The sequence below is a fragment of the Streptomyces sp. NPDC050617 genome, assembly GCF_040654795.1.
Lineage (GTDB): Bacteria > Actinomycetota > Actinomycetes > Streptomycetales > Streptomycetaceae > Streptomyces.
In genome coordinates this window covers 1-17,983 of sequence record NZ_JBFAIS010000058.1, presented here as the reverse complement: position 1 = coordinate 17,983, position 17,983 = coordinate 1, and the positions used below count along the sequence as shown (strand labels likewise).

20 protein-coding genes and 1 pseudogene are annotated in these 17,983 nt (G+C 69.3%); 14 read left to right on the top strand and 7 right to left on the bottom strand.

Going from position 1 to position 17,983, the window contains the following annotated elements; genetic code table 11:
* Positions 1-92 precede the first annotated feature (92 nt).
* Positions 93-1,547 carry an NF041680 family putative transposase gene (locus tag AB0I49_RS37910; RefSeq protein ID WP_363231791.1) on the bottom strand — a complete coding sequence of 485 codons (1,455 nt, stop codon included), beginning with the start codon at positions 1,545-1,547 and terminating at the stop codon, positions 93-95.
* A gap of 136 nt (positions 1,548-1,683) precedes the next feature.
* Here AB0I49_RS37910 and AB0I49_RS37905 point away from each other — a divergent pair, with 136 nt between their 5' ends.
* The 3 genes and pseudogenes from AB0I49_RS37905 to AB0I49_RS37895 form a co-directional block, all read left to right on the top strand.
* Positions 1,684-2,121 carry a glutaredoxin domain-containing protein gene (locus AB0I49_RS37905; RefSeq protein ID WP_363231790.1) on the top strand — a complete coding sequence of 146 codons (438 nt, stop codon included), beginning with the start codon at positions 1,684-1,686 and terminating at the stop codon, positions 2,119-2,121.
* Positions 2,122-2,842: 721 nt separating this feature from the next.
* Positions 2,843-3,322 carry a DUF6228 family protein gene (locus AB0I49_RS37900; RefSeq protein WP_363231789.1) on the top strand — a complete coding sequence of 160 codons (480 nt, stop codon included), beginning with the start codon at positions 2,843-2,845 and terminating at the stop codon, positions 3,320-3,322.
* Positions 3,323-3,511 (top strand): annotated as a pseudogene (locus AB0I49_RS37895) (toxin Doc); the annotation flags it as partial.
* 74 nt (positions 3,512-3,585) lie between these two features.
* Here the strand turns inward: AB0I49_RS37895 and AB0I49_RS37890 are convergent.
* Positions 3,586-3,966, bottom strand: coding sequence for a hypothetical protein (locus tag AB0I49_RS37890; RefSeq protein ID WP_363231788.1), 381 nt, complete (start codon positions 3,964-3,966; stop codon positions 3,586-3,588).
* A 184-nt stretch (positions 3,967-4,150) separates the two neighbouring features.
* Between AB0I49_RS37890 and AB0I49_RS37885 the strand changes: the two genes are divergently transcribed.
* The 3 genes from AB0I49_RS37885 (at position 4,151) to AB0I49_RS37875 (ending at position 6,809) form a co-directional block, all read left to right on the top strand.
* Complete coding sequence (locus tag AB0I49_RS37885; RefSeq protein ID WP_363231792.1) at positions 4,151-4,693, top strand: DciA family protein; 543 nt, start codon at positions 4,151-4,153, stop codon at positions 4,691-4,693.
* 300 nt (positions 4,694-4,993) lie between these two features.
* The gene (locus AB0I49_RS37880) at positions 4,994-5,878 is read left to right on the top strand and encodes a hypothetical protein (protein ID WP_363231787.1); all 885 of its coding nucleotides are present in this window, start codon (positions 4,994-4,996) and stop codon (positions 5,876-5,878) included.
* Positions 5,879-6,392: 514 nt separating this feature from the next.
* Positions 6,393-6,809 (top strand): DUF3224 domain-containing protein, encoded by a 417-nt coding sequence (locus tag AB0I49_RS37875; protein ID WP_363231786.1) that lies wholly within the window; start codon positions 6,393-6,395, stop codon positions 6,807-6,809.
* Between the two features lie 190 nt (positions 6,810-6,999).
* Here the strand turns inward: AB0I49_RS37875 and AB0I49_RS37870 are convergent, their stop codons facing one another.
* Both AB0I49_RS37870 and AB0I49_RS37865 read right to left on the bottom strand, forming a co-directional pair.
* Complete coding sequence (locus AB0I49_RS37870) at positions 7,000-7,134, bottom strand: hypothetical protein (RefSeq protein WP_363231785.1); 135 nt, start codon at positions 7,132-7,134, stop codon at positions 7,000-7,002.
* A gap of 27 nt (positions 7,135-7,161) precedes the next feature.
* Positions 7,162-7,998 (bottom strand): EamA family transporter, encoded by an 837-nt coding sequence (locus tag AB0I49_RS37865; protein WP_363231784.1) that lies wholly within the window; start codon positions 7,996-7,998, stop codon positions 7,162-7,164.
* Positions 7,999-8,119: 121 nt separating this feature from the next.
* Between AB0I49_RS37865 and AB0I49_RS37860 the strand changes: the two genes are divergently transcribed.
* Complete coding sequence (locus tag AB0I49_RS37860; RefSeq protein WP_363231783.1) at positions 8,120-8,695, top strand: XRE family transcriptional regulator; 576 nt, start codon at positions 8,120-8,122, stop codon at positions 8,693-8,695.
* Positions 8,696-9,025: 330 nt separating this feature from the next.
* Here the strand turns inward: AB0I49_RS37860 and AB0I49_RS37855 are convergent, their stop codons facing one another.
* On the bottom strand, positions 9,026-9,955 hold the full coding sequence (locus AB0I49_RS37855; RefSeq protein WP_363231782.1) for an NmrA/HSCARG family protein: 930 nt from the start codon (positions 9,953-9,955) through the stop codon (positions 9,026-9,028).
* A 211-nt stretch (positions 9,956-10,166) separates the two neighbouring features.
* Here AB0I49_RS37855 and AB0I49_RS37850 point away from each other — a divergent pair, with 211 nt between their 5' ends.
* Positions 10,167-10,532, top strand: a complete 366-nt coding sequence (locus AB0I49_RS37850; protein ID WP_363231781.1) for a MerR family transcriptional regulator — start codon at positions 10,167-10,169, stop codon at positions 10,530-10,532.
* Between the two features lie 127 nt (positions 10,533-10,659).
* On the opposite strand, the gene AB0I49_RS37845 is transcribed toward AB0I49_RS37850, so the two are convergent.
* On the bottom strand, positions 10,660-11,064 hold the full coding sequence (locus tag AB0I49_RS37845) for a hypothetical protein (protein WP_363231780.1): 405 nt from the start codon (positions 11,062-11,064) through the stop codon (positions 10,660-10,662).
* Between the two features lie 311 nt (positions 11,065-11,375).
* On the opposite strand from AB0I49_RS37845, the gene AB0I49_RS37840 reads away from it, so the two are divergent.
* From AB0I49_RS37840 to AB0I49_RS37830, 3 genes are all read left to right on the top strand, one after another.
* Positions 11,376-12,281 (top strand): aminoglycoside phosphotransferase family protein, encoded by a 906-nt coding sequence (locus AB0I49_RS37840; RefSeq protein ID WP_363231779.1) that lies wholly within the window; start codon positions 11,376-11,378, stop codon positions 12,279-12,281.
* 308 nt (positions 12,282-12,589) lie between these two features.
* The gene (locus AB0I49_RS37835; protein WP_363231778.1) at positions 12,590-12,880 is read left to right on the top strand and encodes a hypothetical protein; all 291 of its coding nucleotides are present in this window, start codon (positions 12,590-12,592) and stop codon (positions 12,878-12,880) included.
* A gap of 55 nt (positions 12,881-12,935) precedes the next feature.
* A complete protein-coding gene (locus AB0I49_RS37830) occupies positions 12,936-13,121 on the top strand; it encodes a hypothetical protein (protein ID WP_363231777.1) in 186 nt (61 codons plus the stop codon).
* 123 nt (positions 13,122-13,244) lie between these two features.
* Here AB0I49_RS37830 and AB0I49_RS37825 read toward each other — a convergent pair whose 3' ends face one another.
* Entirely contained in the window at positions 13,245-13,832 is a 588-nt protein-coding gene (locus tag AB0I49_RS37825) for a hypothetical protein (RefSeq protein WP_363231776.1), read from the bottom strand.
* A gap of 544 nt (positions 13,833-14,376) precedes the next feature.
* On the opposite strand from AB0I49_RS37825, the gene AB0I49_RS37820 reads away from it, so the two are divergent.
* The 3 genes from AB0I49_RS37820 to AB0I49_RS37810 all read left to right on the top strand — a co-directional run bounded on the left by AB0I49_RS37820 (position 14,377) and on the right by AB0I49_RS37810 (position 17,232).
* A complete protein-coding gene (locus tag AB0I49_RS37820) occupies positions 14,377-15,264 on the top strand; it encodes an alpha-L-glutamate ligase (RefSeq protein ID WP_363231775.1) in 888 nt (295 codons plus the stop codon).
* Positions 15,265-16,016: 752 nt separating this feature from the next.
* Positions 16,017-16,613: a nucleotidyltransferase family protein gene (locus AB0I49_RS37815; protein ID WP_363231774.1), complete on the top strand. Its 597-nt coding sequence runs from the start codon at positions 16,017-16,019 to the stop codon at positions 16,611-16,613.
* A 58-nt stretch (positions 16,614-16,671) separates the two neighbouring features.
* On the top strand, positions 16,672-17,232 hold the full coding sequence (locus tag AB0I49_RS37810; RefSeq protein ID WP_363231773.1) for a hypothetical protein: 561 nt from the start codon (positions 16,672-16,674) through the stop codon (positions 17,230-17,232).
* Positions 17,233-17,983 lie beyond the last annotated feature (751 nt).

Genomic DNA, 17,983 nt, shown 5'->3' with positions numbered 1-17,983 from the left:
AATGTTCTGTGGGCAATGATCCGCGACGGAGCGTGCTATCAAGCTGCACCACCAGTCACGATGGTCGCTTGACTTTCTGATTGGGAAGTCTTTTATGGTCTGAGTCGGTTTCGTTCGGTGATGCTCTCGGGTCGTTTCACGGTTTTGCCCACGTCGTAGCGGGTGGCGGGCCGCCGGTTCTTCGAGCCGAGCGGTCGTCCGGGCCCGGGGCGTGATGGTTTGGGTGCACGGGCGGGGCAGGCGAGGTGTGGGCGGAGGTTCCGGAACCCGCGGCGGACCCGGGCAGGGGTGAGCCGGCCGGGCTCGGCTGGCTTCTCCCAGGGGTGGCGGAGGTCGGCGGCGGCCTCGCGCAGGAGGCGGATCTGCGTGTGGGCGGCGATGATCAGCCAGGTCCAGCGGTCGCCGGCCTCGGGGGTTCGCAGCTTCGGACGGGTCCACCCGAGGGTCTGTTTCATCAGCCTGAAGAGGTGCTCGATGTCGAACCTCCTCAGGAACGCCTGCCAGCGCACATCGACGTCCTCGCTGTTCAGGCCGGTGGCCGACGACCAGAGCCAGAGCGGGAGCGGGTCCCCTCCGCCGGGCAGGCGGTCGACCTGGAGGCGGATCAGCGTGCCTTCGATGATGGGGAGTTCGCCGGTGTGGTCGATCCACGCGGAGCGGGTGGTCAGGCGGGGGTGGATGCGGTCCCAGGCCATCGCGCGGGCGGTGCCGTACCGGTCGGTGACCTGCACGGTTGCCGCGTCCGGCTCGCCCCAGGACTCCGGCTTGGCGAAGCGGACCTCCCTGCCGTGCTTCGGCGGTCGCCCGCCCTGGGGGTAGGCCAGTGCGTACTCCTTGAGCGACGGCGTGGGCCGTCGCATGACGCGGTCGGAGCGCATCCGTCCCAGCACCTCGACCGGGAGGCCGTCGAGGAGATAAGCCATGCGCGGGGCGTCGTAGCCGGCGTCGAAGACGATGAGGATGTCGCGGTCGCTGACGTGCCAGCGGCCCATCTCGATCAGGTCCGTGACCACACGGCGGAGCTGGGCGGCGGTGACCTCGGCGATGTCGTCCTCGGGCCCGAGACGGACGGCGTCCAGCATCTGGCACCAGGACGTCCGGCCCGATTCGAGGGCGGCGACGAAGGAATACGGCCAGCCGGGGATGTACTGGTCCGAGGACCGCCCGCTGCGGCCGTACACGTGGCAGAACAGGCGGTCCGCGCTAGTCGGCGCGTCGGGGCGGAGCCAACTGCTGACATCGACCGCCAGGACCAGGCGCCCGTCGGCGGCCCGCGGCATCGGCAGACCGGCCAGCACCTGCCGCAGCCGGGGCACATCCATCTTCCCGTGGTTCAACGCCTCGTACATCGCGCCGTGCCCACGCCGGTGCTCGGCCACCAGCGTCAGATCTACCGGCGACGTCACCGGACCGTCCGCGCACAGCAACGCATCCACGAGCTCGAACAACTCGTCCCCGCGCGCGGTCAGGCAGTCGAATATGTCCTCCCGGAAGCGTGAGGCTTGCGCGAACGCTTCCCCGGGACCGGCGTCAGACAGCAGACTCACTTCACGGCCTTCGTCTCGATCAGTGCACCTTGGTCGGAGCACATGATCAGACGAAGGCCGCCCCACCGTCCGGCGAACGCTCAGGTGAGCAGCCTAGTTCGAGGAGCATTTCGACTCATCGGTAGCCTTCGTCTTCATGATGCGCGCCTGGATCCTGCCGATACTGCTCGTGCTCTGCGGCTCAGTCCTTGCGGCCGGGCTGATCTTCAGCGGGACCGTCGGCCCAGCCGCAGCAGTCCTGCTGGTGTTTGTGCTGCTCGCCGCCGTGAATTCGCCTCTGCTTTTCCCGAGATCGATCGGTGCCCTGGAGGCACAACGCCGCAGCGCGGCCGATGGCCGGCCGGTCGTCTTCTGGCGGCCGGGCTGCAAGTACTGCTTCCGACTGCGTGTCCGGCTGGGCCGCAGCGCCCGCCAGCTGCACTGGGTCGACATTTGGCGCGACCCCGCTGGAGCCGCAGCGGTGAGGGCAGCCAACAACGGCAACGAGACGGTGCCGACCGTCGTCGTGGCGGGTCAGCCGCACACCAATCCCGACCCGGCATGGGTGCGCAAGCAACTCTCCCGTTCCGCATGACCGGAAGCGGTGCCGCATCACAGTGCCGTCCGCATACCCCGAACGACCGACAGGCGGTATGACGCCGTCTCAACCTCCGTCTGCACCATGCAATGCAGACAGGGTTAAATGCCAAGCTGATTGTCTTTGGGAGAGATGTCGCGCATGGGCACTATTGTGCGCCAGGGGAAGCGACACCTTTCCCTGTCACGGCCAATCATCGCTTCCGGGACACCGCGTCACAGGCGGTCTGGGCGAGGCGATAGCCGGGGCGATACCGGCCTGAAGGCATGGCTGCTGCGGGACCGTGCCACGGCTCCAGCAAGTGGGATAGCGACCTGTCGCGGTAGCTATCCGGCACGGTGAGCGGACCCAGGCCGCAGGCCGGCTTCTTCTTCGCCAGGCCGGACGAGTCAGCTGGGCTGCTTCCTGCGCAAGACGGGCGCTGTCCCGGTCGGCGTTCGGAGCGAGCGTAGTGAAGCGGTAGCACCGTTCTCATGGGGGCGGAGGCACCTCCCGGAGGCGGCCCAGGGCATCTGCGAACCGCAAGACCAACGACCGGCCGTCGTACGTGTCCGGACAGGTCCTCGGTCCCGATCGGTATGGAGGTGGGGCCACCATGCCCGAGCTCTTCCCACCTCCGGGGCTGATCTTGAGGCATGGTCTCCGAAGCCCTGCTGCGCGCGGCGTCAGCTGCGGATCTGGATGACGCGCAAGGCAGCACTGACCTAGCGTTCCGTGCATGACATCACCCCCAGTCGGCCACCTCGACGACAAGCCCGGCGTGATCGTCCGTTGCCAGGACAACTCCTCCGTCGTCGTGACGTTCTGCGATCGGTTCAGCTTGGACACGGACTCCGTGCACTATGCCGTCGAACTACGGGCCCCGGGCCTGGCCGCGCGTGTCGACGAGGTCATCGCCTGGACATGGGACAGCGGTCTCGCCGCGTTCCTGGAAGAGCTCGTTGCCGACTACCGGGGCTGGGACGGCGAACGGAGCTGGCAGACCAACGACCGGGACCTGACGGTGTCGGCCGTCTTCCGCTCCGGCGGCTACGTCGGGCTGACCTGGGCCTTGCGGCCGTGGCCACAGGCCGCTGGCGGCTGGGGCTCCTCGGTGACCACCTGGCTGGAGGCCGGCGAGCAGATGGCTTCCCTGGCGGCCGACGTCCGGAGCTTCCTCACTGGGAACAGCTGCGACCTTCGGCATGCGCAGCACTGAGTCCGGCTCCGTCCGCTCCCGGCCCGCAACGGCCTGTACGGGGCGGCGGTCGCCGCGGCGTACATGAGCGCCGCGGGGGAGGGGGTCGACCCGCCGTACGGCGCGATGATCGACCTCGCACGCGACATCGACACCGGCCGCGCCGACGGGTACGACGTGGCCGACCGCCTCCGCTCCTGGAGGCCGTGAGGGCCTCCGCGTGCCGACAGCCCCGATCGGTCGGCCGCCGGAGCATCGCGGGCCTCCGGCAACCGAGTTCCTCGTCAGCACGCCTGGCGGTCGGCGAGGCCTCGTACGTATGACGTACGCGCACGCTGTGCCGACGGGTTGCCCTGACCGTTACCAGCTGCCGGCGTGGGCGGCGCGGCGCTGTTCTGGGAGGGTCGCTCGTCGGTGGCAACGCCTGCCAGGAGGTCGGGCAGGTCCGCAAGCAGGGTCACCATCGCGTCGCCGATCGCCGGTTCGCCGATACGGGCGATGAAAGCGACGTCGAATTCGGCGAGTTGGGCGACCTGCTGAGCCTCACCGTGGCGGAGGTCAGCATGGTGGGCCGCGAGCAGTTCCGGGCTGACGACGGGATCGAGCGCGGCGCAGGCCGCCTCGGCGGGGCGGTCGCCAAGGTCGTAGGCGTCCCGCGTGGGCACCCCGTGCTCGGCCAGGACGGTGCTGACGAGTCCGGCGATGGCGAAGGCACGGCGGGCCCGGACGGCTCGCCGTCTTCACGGTCAGGGCGTCGGCCTCGTCGGCAAGCACCTGTCTGAGGCGGCGTTCGGTCGTCACCCTGCGAACGCCAGCCGTGGCAGGTGATGATGACGGTGGTACGTACGGATCGGGGCACGGCGTCGACGATGCGTACGCGCCTCACCGGACTTCCCGAAACCACCTCTGGCCGGCGGCACCCTCCACCTGCGCCCCGCCAGCGCCGCCTACGCCACTCAGCTCCGGCTCTTCGAAGAGCAGATGATCACCCGCATCAACCACAAGACCGGCCGGACCTCCGTACGTCGGTCGGCTACGGATCCTGCCGCCCGGCGCAACGACCGCCGAGAGCGCACCGGGCGGGGCGAGGCTCCCGACGACGCCCCCGCCCCGCAGGAGCCGGGCCCGGCCCGCCCCCAGGTCGACGGCTGCCCGGGACACCAGCAAGCCCTCGCCACCCACCGCCCCGCCAAACAACGCCACCGGCCGACGCGGCGATCCGGGCCACCGCGGAACGGCACATCCGCAATCAGGCCCGGGAACCCGAAGAACTCTTCGCACACGGCCGCGCCTCAGCCGACCAACAGCGGCGCGAGGCCGCCGCGGAGAACTCCGTCGAAGTCAGCCGCGCCCATGTCCTGCAGCGCCTGGCAGCCGAACGGGCCGGCCTGATCCCGCACACCACCGCGGCACGGCGTGACACAGCATGAACACGCGCGACCTCCCGCGTCACCGCGCCCTCGACGCAGTCCTGCGGCCGGTACCCGGTGAAGTCACCGACGCGAAGCCGGGCGATGATCACGCCGCCCTCCTCGTCCTCCTCGCCCTCCTCGTCCACCGCGGACATCGCGAGCCGAGACGAGAAATCCACAGGCTTCCGGTCGCTGGATCGGGTGACCGAGGCATGAGGGGAGCCGACGGCTGCAAGGATCGAGGGTCACATGGCGAAGACGTCGGAGGGGACGGGCGAGGATGCCGAAAAAGCGCAAGAAGGACCGCAAGGCACCCCGGAAGCGAGCCTCGGTGCGGGCTGCTCCAGCGCGGCACGCAGAGGTGGAGCCGCTGGACTGGGACGGCGAAGACGAACAGGAGAAGGGCATCGAACTGCTGGGTTCCCTTACTCGACGGTTTCCCGCTCCTGCTGACGGAGTGAAGGCCGTACGGGCCGGTGAGCGTGTGGAGTGGACCGGCAGTATCGACGGGTCGACGATGCGCCACCGTGTCCTCTTGTCCCACGACGGCACCGCCGTTGTCGAACAGGCGGTCTGCGTCGGCGGCATCCTCGAGAGGGCCCTGCTGTGTGCCTGGCACCAGGCAGGGGAGGAGGGACGGGAAGCGCTGGTGACCGGAGTACTCGCTGCCCTGGACACCCTTCACGCGGCGCTCCGCCCGGCCCTGGAAGCGGACATCCGCGAGGTGTGCCCCGACTACACCGCCCCGGTTCCGCAGCCCTTCCGAGAAGAACCGGAACGGCACGGGTCGGGCGTGCCGCTCTTCGGATGGCGGCTTCTTCACCCGGTCGGCCCGGACACCACCTGGGAGGAGACCGTCGATACCGCGATGTGGAACAGCTCCATGACCATGTGCGGCTGGCTCGACTTCACCGACGGCATCCCCGAGCTCCAGCCGGCCGAACTGGCCCGCCTTCTGCGCCGACACGATGTTCCCGCCCTGTTCTGCGCGGGTTGCGGCGACCCCATCACCGACCGCCATCCCCGATGGTCCGGCGTCTGGGTCACGCCCGACAGCGACTTCGGCCCCTTGTGCGGAGGCCCCTACACGAGTCCTGTCGGTCCGAAGCCACTGCTCGGGATGCTCACCGACGAGGAATTCGGCACCCCGCACCGTCCCGCCTGATGTCCTCTTCGGAGTTATGCCTTCTGGAGCGGGCCTGAGTTTCGGCACCGCCGTGGTGGGGGCCGCGTTCACCCGCCGACCAGGCCCGTAACGCCATGTCCCGCCCGTTGCGGGCCGGATTCGCCGCCGGCATGCAACGCTTTGCGGACGGTCCGTGTACGGCCACGGCTCCGGCACAGGTCAAAGCCGACCGCGACCGACGGGAGGCGGAGCCCTGGCTACCCCACCAGCGCCCGCGCGGTGCGCTCACGCCCGCCACCGATTCCGCACCGGCGTGGTGTCGTCGACGGGAGAAGGTCCTCGGCGTGCAGGGCGATTCCGACTCTGCCGTGGGAGGCCTCACGTGAGCCAGTTCGCCCCCAGGCTGCACTCATGCCCCTACGGGGGTACCAACTCCAGCTCCTGGACGCCGACCTCACCATCCGCCCCGGGGCCTCATCGTCTTTCCGCGTCTCTCGCGAGTGCCGAGGTAGCTCGGCCCTTCGTTGTCAGACCCCCTCAGTACGGTCGGCACATGAGAGCTACCGGAACCTTCACCGTCAAAGCGTTCGTCCCGACCGAACTGAAGCCCGAACCGCCCGAACCGGCCGTATCCACGGGGCTGCCGGTCGGTGTCGCGACGATGGAGAAGCACTTCGAAGGCGAGGTCGCCGGACGCTCGGCGACCTTGTTCACGGCCGCGTTCGACCAGACGACCGGCATGGGCACCTATATCGCCATGGAGTCGTTCGAGGGCTCACTGCACGGTCGGACGGGTTCCTTCAACTTCGTGCACTCGGCGACAACGTCTGGCAGCGATCGCACTGCGGAGTTCTCCACCATCGTGCCGTCAAGCGGTACCGGCGAGCTGGCGGGGATCGCGGGTGCCAGCGAGATAGCGATCGACGCCGACGGCACACACCGCATCCGCTTCGACTACCAGCTCGGCTAAGGGTGTCGGCCGGCGGCATTGGCCGCAGCCTCGGGGGAACGCACGCGGGTCCTCATCGCCGCTGATAGGGATGCCGTCGCATTCGGTAGCGCGTGGTCGTCCAGGCCGCCGGCGGCAGCGCCCTCGCCCCATTCGAGCCATCCTCGCCGCGGTCGCGCCCGATCTCGCCGATCGCGCCCGAAACCGCCGGTCACGCCCCGGCCGTGAAATTCGGCGCCTGGCCGGGCGGGGCGTTGACGCTGAGGGTGCCGAAGTCGTGGCCGTCGGCGATGCAGGTCTGCCATGCGGGCGTCGTCCAGGGGGTGCCCCAGGACTGGACGACCATCGCGAAGCCCTCCGTACAGGGTGTGGGTCAGGTGAGGGCGAGGAGGCTGACGGCGACGGCGGCGGTGCCCAGGCCGATCAGCTGCCCGCGGTGGATGCGCTCGGCCAGGACGCTGCGGGCGAGCAGGACGGTGCCGGCCGGGTACAGGGCGGTGATCACGGCGACGACGGCCAGGTCGCCGCTGCGGGCGGCCAGCAGGAACAGCAGGTTGGCCGCCGAGTCCAGCACACCGGCCGTCGCCGAGATCGCGTACGCGGGTTTCTCCGGGCCCAGCCGCCGGAACATCGCACCGGCGGCGGCCAGTGTGACGGCGGAGGACACGGCGCGGCCGACGATCAGCGGGCCGACGCCGCTGTCGGAGGGCGCCTGGTGCAGGAAGACCAGTTGCAGGGCGATGGCGGCCCCGGCGCCGAGGGCCAGCAGTAGCGCGGTACGCGAGGGACGCGTGCTGCCGGCGCCGTGCCCGGAGCTGACCAGCACCACCGCCGCCAGTGCCAGCGGCAGGCCGATCAGCCCGGCCGGGCCCAGGTGCTCGCCCTGCACCAGCCCCACGCCGACCGGCAGCATCGCCGAGACCAGCGCGGTCACCGGGGACAGCACGTTCATCGGACCGATCGCCAGGGTGCGGTAGAGCAGCGCGAACGCGGCGGCCGACGCCACGCCGGAGGCCGCACCCCAGGCGAGGGTGGCAGGGGCGAAGGAGGCGCCGAGGAAGGGCCACAGCAGCAGTTCGACGGTGAGTGAGGCCGGAGCGGCGATCATCACGGTGCGCAGTACGTGGGCTTTGCGGGCGCCGAGACCGCCGAGGAAGTCGGCGCATCCGTAGGCCAGGGAGCTGCCCAGGGCCAGGAGCAGAGCGATCACAGGTGGCACATCCCTTACTATCAATGGAACGACTACACCGTACAACGCACCGACCGAAAATCGTCAACCAAACGACCGTGCGGTGCAGTGCAATGAACCGCTGACCGAGAGGGAGATGGCGATGGCCGAGACCGAGGCGGCGCTGCGGACGCTCGCGCACAACGTCCGCACGGCCCGTACCCGCGCCGGCCTGTCCCTGGACGAACTCGGCCGACGCGCCAAGATCAGCAAGGGCGCCCTGGTCGCCCTGGAGAAGGCGCAGGGCAACCCGAACTTCGCCACCCTGGTCCGCCTCGCCGACACCCTCGGCATCTCCGTCTCCGCGCTGATGGAAGGCAGCCCCGAGCAACGTGTACGGGTGGTGAGCGCCGAGGCCGTCATGCCCCTGTGGAAGGGGGAGCGGGGCAGCGAGGCCCGGCTGATGCTGACCACCAGCGGCCCCGCGGCCACCGAGGTCTGGCGCTGGACGCTGGAACCCGGCGAGGAGTACCCCAGCCACCCCCACCAGGCCGGTGTGACCGAGACCGTCAGCGTCATCACGGGCGAGATGGTGCTCGTCGTGGACGGCACCGAGCATCCCGTCGCCGCCGGACAGACCGCCACCTTCGACGCCGACCACGCACACACCTACCGCGGCTCAGGCACCGAACCCTGCCACCTGATCATGACCGTCCACCTGCCCCCGGGCCCCGCGTAGCGTCTTGACGGCGCCCAGGCGACCCGACAGCACCCGGCCATCTCCAGCCATCTGTGTCGGCGAACGATGGCGAGCTCAAGCGGCCAGGGTTACACCCTGCGCGTCAGCGCCGCGCCCCCGGTGCACCGCGAAGCCCCGCCCGCCGCCCGCCACCCGCCACCCGCCGTTCGACGGCGCCCAGGGCGTCCCGGCGGTCCCGGCGGCCCCGGCCCAGTGCAAGGCCCGCCGCGACTACGGGATTTCGCGCCAGCGCGCTTGCGCCGACCGAACCATGAGCGTACTCAGCACCCACCGCTGCGCTGACGCTCCCCGAGGCCGGGAAGCGTCTCGTCAGCCCGGACCGATGCCTGAGTCCGTGGAACGGAGCGCCTCGTCGAGGAGGTTCCCACCCGGGCCCGCCAGCCAGCGGTCGAAGCGCAGCAGAAAGGGGAACTCTGCGCGCAACGCGCCGAGGTTCGCGTTTCCCACCAGCCTGCCGTCGTCTACGAGTGCTTCCAACTTGCTGACGACCTCGCTGACGACCTCGTCCTGGGTCGGCAGGATCGTCGACAGGCGGCCGTAGCTGATCGGCCGGCCGGCAGCCCGCGTCAGGTGCTCGGCCAGGGCGTTGCCGGTGAGAGCGTCACCGGCGATCTCCATGGTGCGGCCGGCGTAGCTTTCGGGTGAGCCGAAGACCGCGGCGACGATGCGGCCGATGTCGCGTACCGCGATGAACTGCATGGCCTGGTCGGGGCGCATCAGGAAGGACAGGTGTCCCCGGTCGAGGCCCATTTCGCGGGTCACCAGGAGCTCCATGAACGCGGCCGGCCGAATGATGGTGCTGGCGATGTCCAGATTCCGGAGATGGGCCTCGACACGGCCCTTGGTGTCGAGATGGTCGACGCCCGTTGTCGAGCCCGCGGTGACCGCCGAGCTGTAGACGAGGTGGGCTACGCCGCAGCGCTCGGCGATGTCGGCCACCGCCGTGCCGAAGCGGACCTCGTCCTCGTTGGTCACGTCGGCGCCGGCCTGGCCGGAGTTCGGCTGGACGCTGAAGACACCGTGGGCGTCAGCGAAGGCCGCGCGAAGCGACTCCGGATCCCCGAGGTCACCGCGGACGGTTTCGACGCCGGAGGCGGAGAGGGACCGGGCCCGGCGGCCGGACGGATCGCGTACGACCGCGCGCACCCGCCAGCCGTCGGCCCGCAGCGCAGCGGCGACCGACCCTCCCTGCTGCCCCGTGGCGCCCAGGACGACGATGGTTTTGCTGATGTCGGTCATGCCGACCACGCTGCGCTCTCCGCGATCACGGACATGTTCCTGATGAACATCGCCGATTCTTCCTGGGGCCCTGCGAAGTGAGTGGGATATGTGCTGGTCACAGGCGTGCTCCAGAGTTCTTAAGGGGTGATTCGCGCTGGCGTTCGCTACGCTAAAACCTGACGCCAGCGTCAGGTGCAAGCGAGACGCGGAGTCGAGTCAGGAGGCCGGGATGCGGATCGGAGAGGTCGCCGCGAAGGCGGGCGTCAGCGTCAGGGCGCTGCGCTACTACGAGCAGCAGGACCTGCTGCACTCCACCCGGAATCCGGGCGGCCAGCGCCAGTATCCGGCCGGTGCCGTCGAACGGGTCAGGCTGATCCAGCAGCTCTACTCCGTGGGCCTGCCCAGCAGAACCGTCCGCGAGGTGCTGCCGTTCGCCGACTCCGGTGAGGCATCGTCACCGGAACTGCTGGAACTGCTCGTGGCCGAACGCGACCGCCTCGACCGGCAGATGAGGGACCTGCGGGACGTGCGCAACCGGCTGCACGACTGCATCACCGAGGCGCGGAATCACGACGGAGCAGGAAGTTCATCCTGAAGCAGGGGCGACCGCACTCGCCCGGTCCGGACGGGCCGCCATCGTCGCCGTCAACGGTCCCAGCTACCGGGTGAAGAACCTTCTCCAAACCATCAGCGTGAGACGGAAAGTCGCCTGATCCGGGAGCTCAATCCTGACCCAGCTCCTCGCCCGGCGGGATGAAGGCGTCGGCACTGTCGGCGTTGTCAACATATCCGTGCGCGTCCATCGTGATGGCCGTCGCCCGGCCCTGCGAGGTGATCAGCCACGCGAGTACTTGTTCCGTGAGCGGGGTGTTCCCCGGGCCCTCGTCCTTCCAGTGGGCCCGCCACCCGCCACCAGGAACCGCGGCTACGACTTGGTCGGCCTTCTCAAGGTGGGAGAAGTCCTCGTAGTCCGTTACGGGACGCATAGCTCCGCGCTTCGGGTCGACTACCAGCGCCGTTCCAGTCGCCGGGTCCCATGCCTCCACTCGCACCATGCGGCCGATCTCGGTTTCGGTGCCATTGAAGATGGCGGTCCAGCCCGTCTGATTGAAGTAACGAAGATCCACCGCCCCATTCTCCCCCACGGCTGTGAGCGCAGCGGCAGCTACTTGCTCTGTACGTTCATCCGTACGCACCTCCGCACATACGCGGTTCCGCCGACACGTGGGTCAACGCCACGCGCGAAAGATTCCCGAGTGGGGGAGGTCCTCGGCTACAGCCCATGCCCTTGTGCAGCAACCAGTCCAAGGTGAAGACGGGCGAACCCTCCTCGTCGCCCGCACCGCGCCCGGTGAAATCCGGTCGACAGGCGACCTGCGACGCACTGTGATGGCCCTGGCTGCTCGCCGCACGGGCGGGCCGACCCCAGGAGCTGCTCTTGGTGACCGAGAGAACCGCGGAACCCCGCCCCTCGATCGATGCCGCGCTGGTCAGGCGTCTCGTCGATGCGCAGTTCCCGCAGTGGGCCGAGGAGCCCCTGAGGCTGCTGGACCCGGCCGGCTCAGACCACGTGATCTACCGGTTGGGCGAGGAGTTGTCCGTCCGGCTGCCCCGCCATGCCGGTGCCACCGGGCAGGCCGGGAAGGAATCCGAGTGGCTGCCCCGACTCGCCCCGCACCTGCCCCTGGCCGTCCCCGTGCCGGTGGGGGTGGGGGTGGGGGAGCCCGGCTTCGGCTATCCGTGGCCGTGGGCGGTCTCCCGCTGGCTGGACGGCGAAGTGGCGACCGTCGAGGCACTGGCCGATTCATCCGAGGCCGCCATCGAACTGGCCGGGTTCCTGAGCGCCCTGCAGCGGTTCGAGCCCGGGGACGTTCTGGCGCGGGGTGCCCGCGAGGACCTCACCGTCGGGCCGTTGGCCGTACGGGACCGGGCAACGCGGGCCGCCATAGCGGAGGTCGCCGACACGTTCGACACCGCGGCCATGACCGAGCTCTGGGATGCGGCGATCAGCGCCCCTGAATGGGATGGCCCTCCGGCCTGGTTCCACGGGGACTTCCACACCGGCAACCTGTTGACCGTCGACGGCCGCCTCAGCGCGGTCATCGACTTCGGCGGACTCGGCATCGGCGACCCGGCCTGCGACCTGATGATCGCCTTCACCCTGATGTCGGCCAGGAGCCGGGCCGCCTTCCGCGCCGCGCTCGGCGTGGACGACGCCACCTGGCTCCGGGGCCGCGGCTGGGCACTGGCCACGGCCCTGAACGCCTACACCTACTACGCCGCCGTCAACCCCCACATCGCCGCGCAGACGACCCGTCAGATCACCGAGGCCCTCATCGGCTAGGCAGCCGGGATCGAGACACACCGCTTTGTGGGGCGGGGGGACCGTGTTCGGCGCCGGAGGTGGCGGAGCGCTTCCTCCCGGCGGGGAACTTGTGGTGCTCCCGGGCGCCATCGCGGGCCTCCGTGGCGCGCCGGACGCCCGTGGCCTGGGAGGACGTCGAGTTCCTCTGCTGGGGGTGGTGTGTCCGAACCTTGCGCGCGCCGGGGGAATGCGTCTTCACTCCGCATTCGTCCTGAAGTCTTTCCGAGGACTGGGGGCAGTCTTCTCCGGAGACTCACACCGCTGGATCGGGGAGACTTCCTGTGCACATGATTCGGACGCTGCCGTACCGCACGGCTGCGGTGTTGGCCGTCGCGCTTGCCGTCGCGGCTCTGCCTCTGACCACGGCTCCAACCGCGCACGCTGACGACCGCGCTTGCGAGCAGTATCTGCATTCGAAGAAGTACCAGATCGGACCCCGCGTAAACCAAGCATGTAGAACCGCGTACGACCGCGGCAAGGGGCCGAACCGAGAGGCCATTTGCAAGGAGATGCTCCTGAAAATCGAAGTGAAGCCGTCACACGCGGCTTCCGCGTGCAGGCTCGGCGTGAAGCCCTGACACTGGCCGTGGCCACGGCGCTGCCCCGCCGGAGCGGATGGAGTTCTACCGGGAGATGGGAGAAGCCGACGAGACCGACTTGCTGGGCCTGCTGCGCCGCTGGCGGCCGCGGGCCCGGCTGTACGCCGCCCCACTGGCCGAGGAGACCCGCGCCGCCGTCGAAGCGGGGCGCGTGTCCGGGCGCGCGGCGTCTGCGGCGGTCCGCGAGGCCGTTGCCCTTCGTGAGGCCGGGGAGAGTTGAGAGGCGAAGCACCCATCCAGGCGATTCGCGGACTCCATGCACTATGCCGTCGAGCTACGGGCCCTGGGCCGGACCGCTCGCGTCAACGAGGTCGTCGCCTGGATCGTGGACATGGGCAGGCCCTCATCGTGGACACGGGTGGGCCCGCGAAGAGAGGGCCCCGCCCATCCGACCACATGAATACGCAGCACTGGCAGTGGCCGGGTCCGTGCCCTGCCCCCGTTTGACCACGAAGGAGTTCTTCGTGGCAATGTAGGAAATGAAGCCTTTAGTGTCCCGCGCGGTGGCGTCCCCGGAATTCGGGTTGTACATGAGGAACTGGTGCGGACCAGTCACCACGGCGGCCTCGGCGTACAGGTCGTTGCCGAACCAGATGAGGGTGCCCCGGGTAAGTTCGCCCGAGGCTGCGTCGCAGGTCAGAGCCTCCTTGCTGACGACGTGACCTCCGAACTGTGAGGCGGCGTACTGAGTTTGGGCGGCTGATCCACCCTCAGGTGCCCACTGGCGAACCATGTTGGAGGCGTCCCGACGGTCGCTGTCCGGCAGGCTGAGGAAGCACAGGCCCTTCGACTCATGGTCGTGGACCAGCCAATAGGTCGCCAGGTAGGCGCAATGCTGCTCGATGCGGAAGAAGTTGGCGGGTTCGTGGTCCGCGTCGCCGATCCAGTAGTTCTCGGCGAAGTCGGTGAAGAGAACGGGACTGGGGCCCATCGACGGGTCGAAGGTGTAGGAGGGGTGGGCGCCCCCGACGTGTCGACCAGGGCGCAGCCCGCCGTGCCGTCCTCGGACAGGTCGTCGGTCTCGCTCGGCATGGAGGCTGTCAGGCCCGAGCTCTTCCCGTCTATGAGGCCTTCCGCAAGACGCCTCTTCCGCGAGCCGTCTATGACCCCAAGGCACTTCGATGGAGAAGCCAATGGCCCGAGCTCTCCGTACTGCCGTGGCCGAACTGACGCCCAGCAGAGGAGCCCGTTCCGGCTCGGCTCAAGGCCGGTGGCATGGAACTGCGGCGGCCTGTTCGACTGCGCGAACGTCTCGTCCCGCGGGCGCCACCGAGAACACGACGGCTTCACCGTGAACGACAGGAGCGGCTCCGCGGATCGGTGATGCAGGCATGTAAAACAGGTCACTGGAGATAGTCGGTCGAATCGCCCTCGGGATGAGCAGCAAGACGTGTGGCTGTGGATTGGATGGCGTCATGGATTGTGGTGGGATTGCGTTGGTGACGGACCGCACCTCCCGTCTGAGGAGCGGGGCTGTGCTGGCCGAGGCCGTGCGGCGGCTGACGGGTCGGGATCCGGTCTGGCTGGATGCGCGGGACTTCGCTCCGGGCGGCCGGGGCCGGGCACGTGTCGACGGAGGCGTACTGCGTCTGGATGTGCCGGGCCGGGTGCCGGCGGTGACGCCGGCAGGGGTGATCGTCTACGCGATCCCGCCGAGGTTTCGCCACGCGCTTGAGGGATTCCAGCGGCTGCTGCGGGAGTCCGGCACGGTGTGCCTGGGCACCGACACCCGGGCCTGGCGGATGGCCAGCGACAAGGCCCTGGCGGTCGAGGTGTTCGCGCGGCACGGCGTACCGCAGATACCCACCCTCTGCCTGGACCGCCCGCCTCCGGAGGAGGCGGTCGCGGCTTTCGAGCGGCTCGGAGGCGACGTGTGGGCGCGGCCGGCGCTCGGGTTCCGCGGGCGGGACGTCTTCCACCTCACCGCCGTTGAGCAGGTGCGGGCGGCCACCGCCCGGTATGCGGAGTCCGGGGCGCGCTGGCTGATGGCGGCGGATGCGGGCAACTTCGCCGCCAACGGTCTGCGGCATCAGTACCGGGCGGTGGTACTGGAGGGCGAGGTGATCTGGGGGGCCGAGTACGTCCAGAGGCTCCCGGACGTCCCCTGCAACGTCGCCCGGGGCGGGGTTTCCAGCATCCTGGGGCCGGACCGGCTCCCCGCTCACCTGCGGCCGCTGGCCGTGGCCGCGGCCGAGTCGATGGGCCTGCCGTTCGCCGGAGTGGACCTGGCCGCCGAGAACGGCGGCGTGATCTTCGAAGCCAACCTCCATCCGGGGCTCATGTCCAACGGTGCCCTCGAAGGCATCGCCATGCCCTACGTCCAGGCCCACCTCAACCGCCTCCGAGCCCGCGGACTGTACTGAGAGCCCCTTGTCCCGGACCTCGGCCACACATATCGGGCCCCGCCCCGGCTTCGACACCGAGACCGATCTCCGGCTGGCCCTCAACGCCAGCTACCAGGGCTTCAGAACGGGGCACTGGTTCTATCCAGACGCTCTCGAAACCCCAGGCGCATCTCGACCCGGTCCGGGGCAGGCGTACTGAACCATGGCCTCACCAACTCCTGAGCTGCCCATCCCGACCGAGAGGTAGGGCGATATCTTCTTCCACGGAAGCCTTCTTCGACCGGGAAAGCCGACAGAAACTTCCGAGACGAAGTCGACCATCGTCTCCGAATACTCGGCCAGCATCGGGAATTATCCCATCGAGAAGGCATGGCCTGTGCCTTCGAGGTGAGGGGAGCGTTCAGTGCTCGTGGCCGAATGGCCACCAACTGCGACGCGGGCGGCGGCGAGGCGGAGCAGCGGGTCGTGGCGGTGCCGGTGCCGAGGGCTTTGGCGGTACAGGCAGGGCGATGACTCGGCGGGGTCCGCATCCGGTCCGATTGGATCGGAGCCGACGGCTGTGGTGACGGGCCCTGGCCGGGGCAGGCTGGTCCATCCCGGATCGCGAGAAGAAGGCGCGGACGGCTGGCCACCGGTCTGCTCGAGCAGCACCTCAACGACGTAACTCTCCGAACGAGGGCCGCGTCCGGGAGGCCGCGGGCGAGCTCGGGGGGAGGGGCGGCGTCCGGCGTGCGGTGCGCGGTGTACGGGCGTTGTGATAGCCAGGACCAGTGATGGGTCGACTTCCCCTTGACGAGCAGTTGGACGCCTTGCGGACGGTCCTGTCCCGCAACGAGGTCTTGACGGATGTGCTGGCCAGAACCGCGACGCTTGACTTGCCCGGCTGGTATGTGACCGCGGGCTGCCTGTTCCAGACGGTATGGAACGTTCTCACCGGCAAGCCGTCGACCAGCGGCATCAAGGACTACGACGTCTTCTACTTCGACGGCTCCGATCTGTCCTGGGAAGCGGAGAACACCGTGATCAAAGCCGGGCAGCAGGTATTCGAGGGGGTGCCGGCCGAGGTGGAGATCCGCAACGAAGCACGCGTGCACCTCTGGTACGAGGAGAAGTTCGGCGTGCCCTGCGCCCCGCACGAATCCACCGAGGCCGCGATCGACTCCTTCGCCGCGACGACGTGCTGCCTGGGAGTGCGGCTGGAGCCGGACGGACGATGGCGCGTCTATGCCCCTCATGGGCTCTCCGACGTGTTCAACCTCGTTGTCCGCCCCAATCCGGCGCTGGCCCCACGAGCCGTCTATGACGCCAAGACGCTGCGCTGGAGAGGCCAGTGGCCCGAGCTCTCCGTGCTGCCGTGGCCGAGTTGATGCGTGGCCGTGAGCCTGCTCCGGCTCGGCTCGAGGCCGATTGGAGCCGGGGGACAGCTTGAACAGTTCAATCAGCCAGATCGTGATCACGGTGCTGGGCATTGGCGGCACGCTCGCAGCCGCCGTGATCACACAGCGCGGCGCCGACCGTGCCAGGGCCCGAGAGCTGGAGCACACCAGGCAACTCCAGCAAGATGAACGCGAGTACGCCACGTGCCAGGCTCAGCTCGAGGCGCGTCGCACGTGCTACGCCACTCTCAGCGCCGGTACTCGCGACTTGGCGAACGTGATGACGAAAGTCCTCCACGCCCTGGAGCGGGGCGAGGTGACCGAGGACCTGCGGTCGGATCTGGACCGAGCCCGCCGTGAGCATCGCTTGCGTCACGCCGAAGCCCAGATGGTACTGCCCGACTGCGTGGCGGAGGCGGCCAGCACGGCAAACTGTCATCTCGGCGATCTCTACGATCTGCTGATGCGACTCGATGGAGGCCCTGCGCGGCAGGGAGAGAACCTGGAAGCAGCCTGGGAGAGCTTGGACAAGCTGTGGGATCCCCTGTGGAGAATGCGCCACGTCATGCGTGTCAACCTCGGGATCACGGCCCCCGACCAGGCCCCGTAGAACCCACGGGCATCCTCCATGCGCTGACCCGGGCCATGTGAGGGTGCGGCGGGTCAGGAGCGCGGGATGAGTTCGGGCATCGAGGAGACGGCGGCTCGGGGCGACGAGGGGATCTTGATGACGATCGGCGGTGCCGCAACCGTCCTGTACTCCTTCGTCTTCGTGGGATCGATGAACCCATACCTCGGCGCACCACCGGTCCTGGGGCGGGACGGTGGCCGTCGTCGTCGCCGTCACCATCAGCTGGTGGTGCTTTCCGACGTGCCCTTGCCCTCGCCCTGGCCCGGGGTGCCGGGCGGCCTCCGGTTCTGCCGCGTGCGCTGCTGCGGGGAACCGGTCTCGTCCTGGCGGCCTTGCAGCTGACCGCAGCGGCGTCCTGGGCGACGCCAGGTTCTCCATGTCCACCGTCACCGGCATCAGCACGGTCCTCGCCGTGCCGTGTTTCGGGGCACTCGCCGGACGCGGAGCACACTTCGGCACGGCGTGCAGCCGATCGGGGTGTCGTACGGGCTGAGAGGTCGTCCCCGGGGCTCGTCGGTGACAGCCGACGGGCAGCGGGGCGTCGGTGGCCGGGGAAGACTCCAGCGGTCAGCTGATCCTGGGGCCAACGGATCCGAGTTTGCGCCCCAGGAGGTGGCGGGCTGCAGGAGAGGCGGGCTGCGGGGTGGCCGGAGGCGTTGCGGAGTCGGTGAGGTAGGCGGTCAGCAGCGGCCCTTCAAGCGTTGCCCGGTCGATGGTCGCGCCGGTGTAC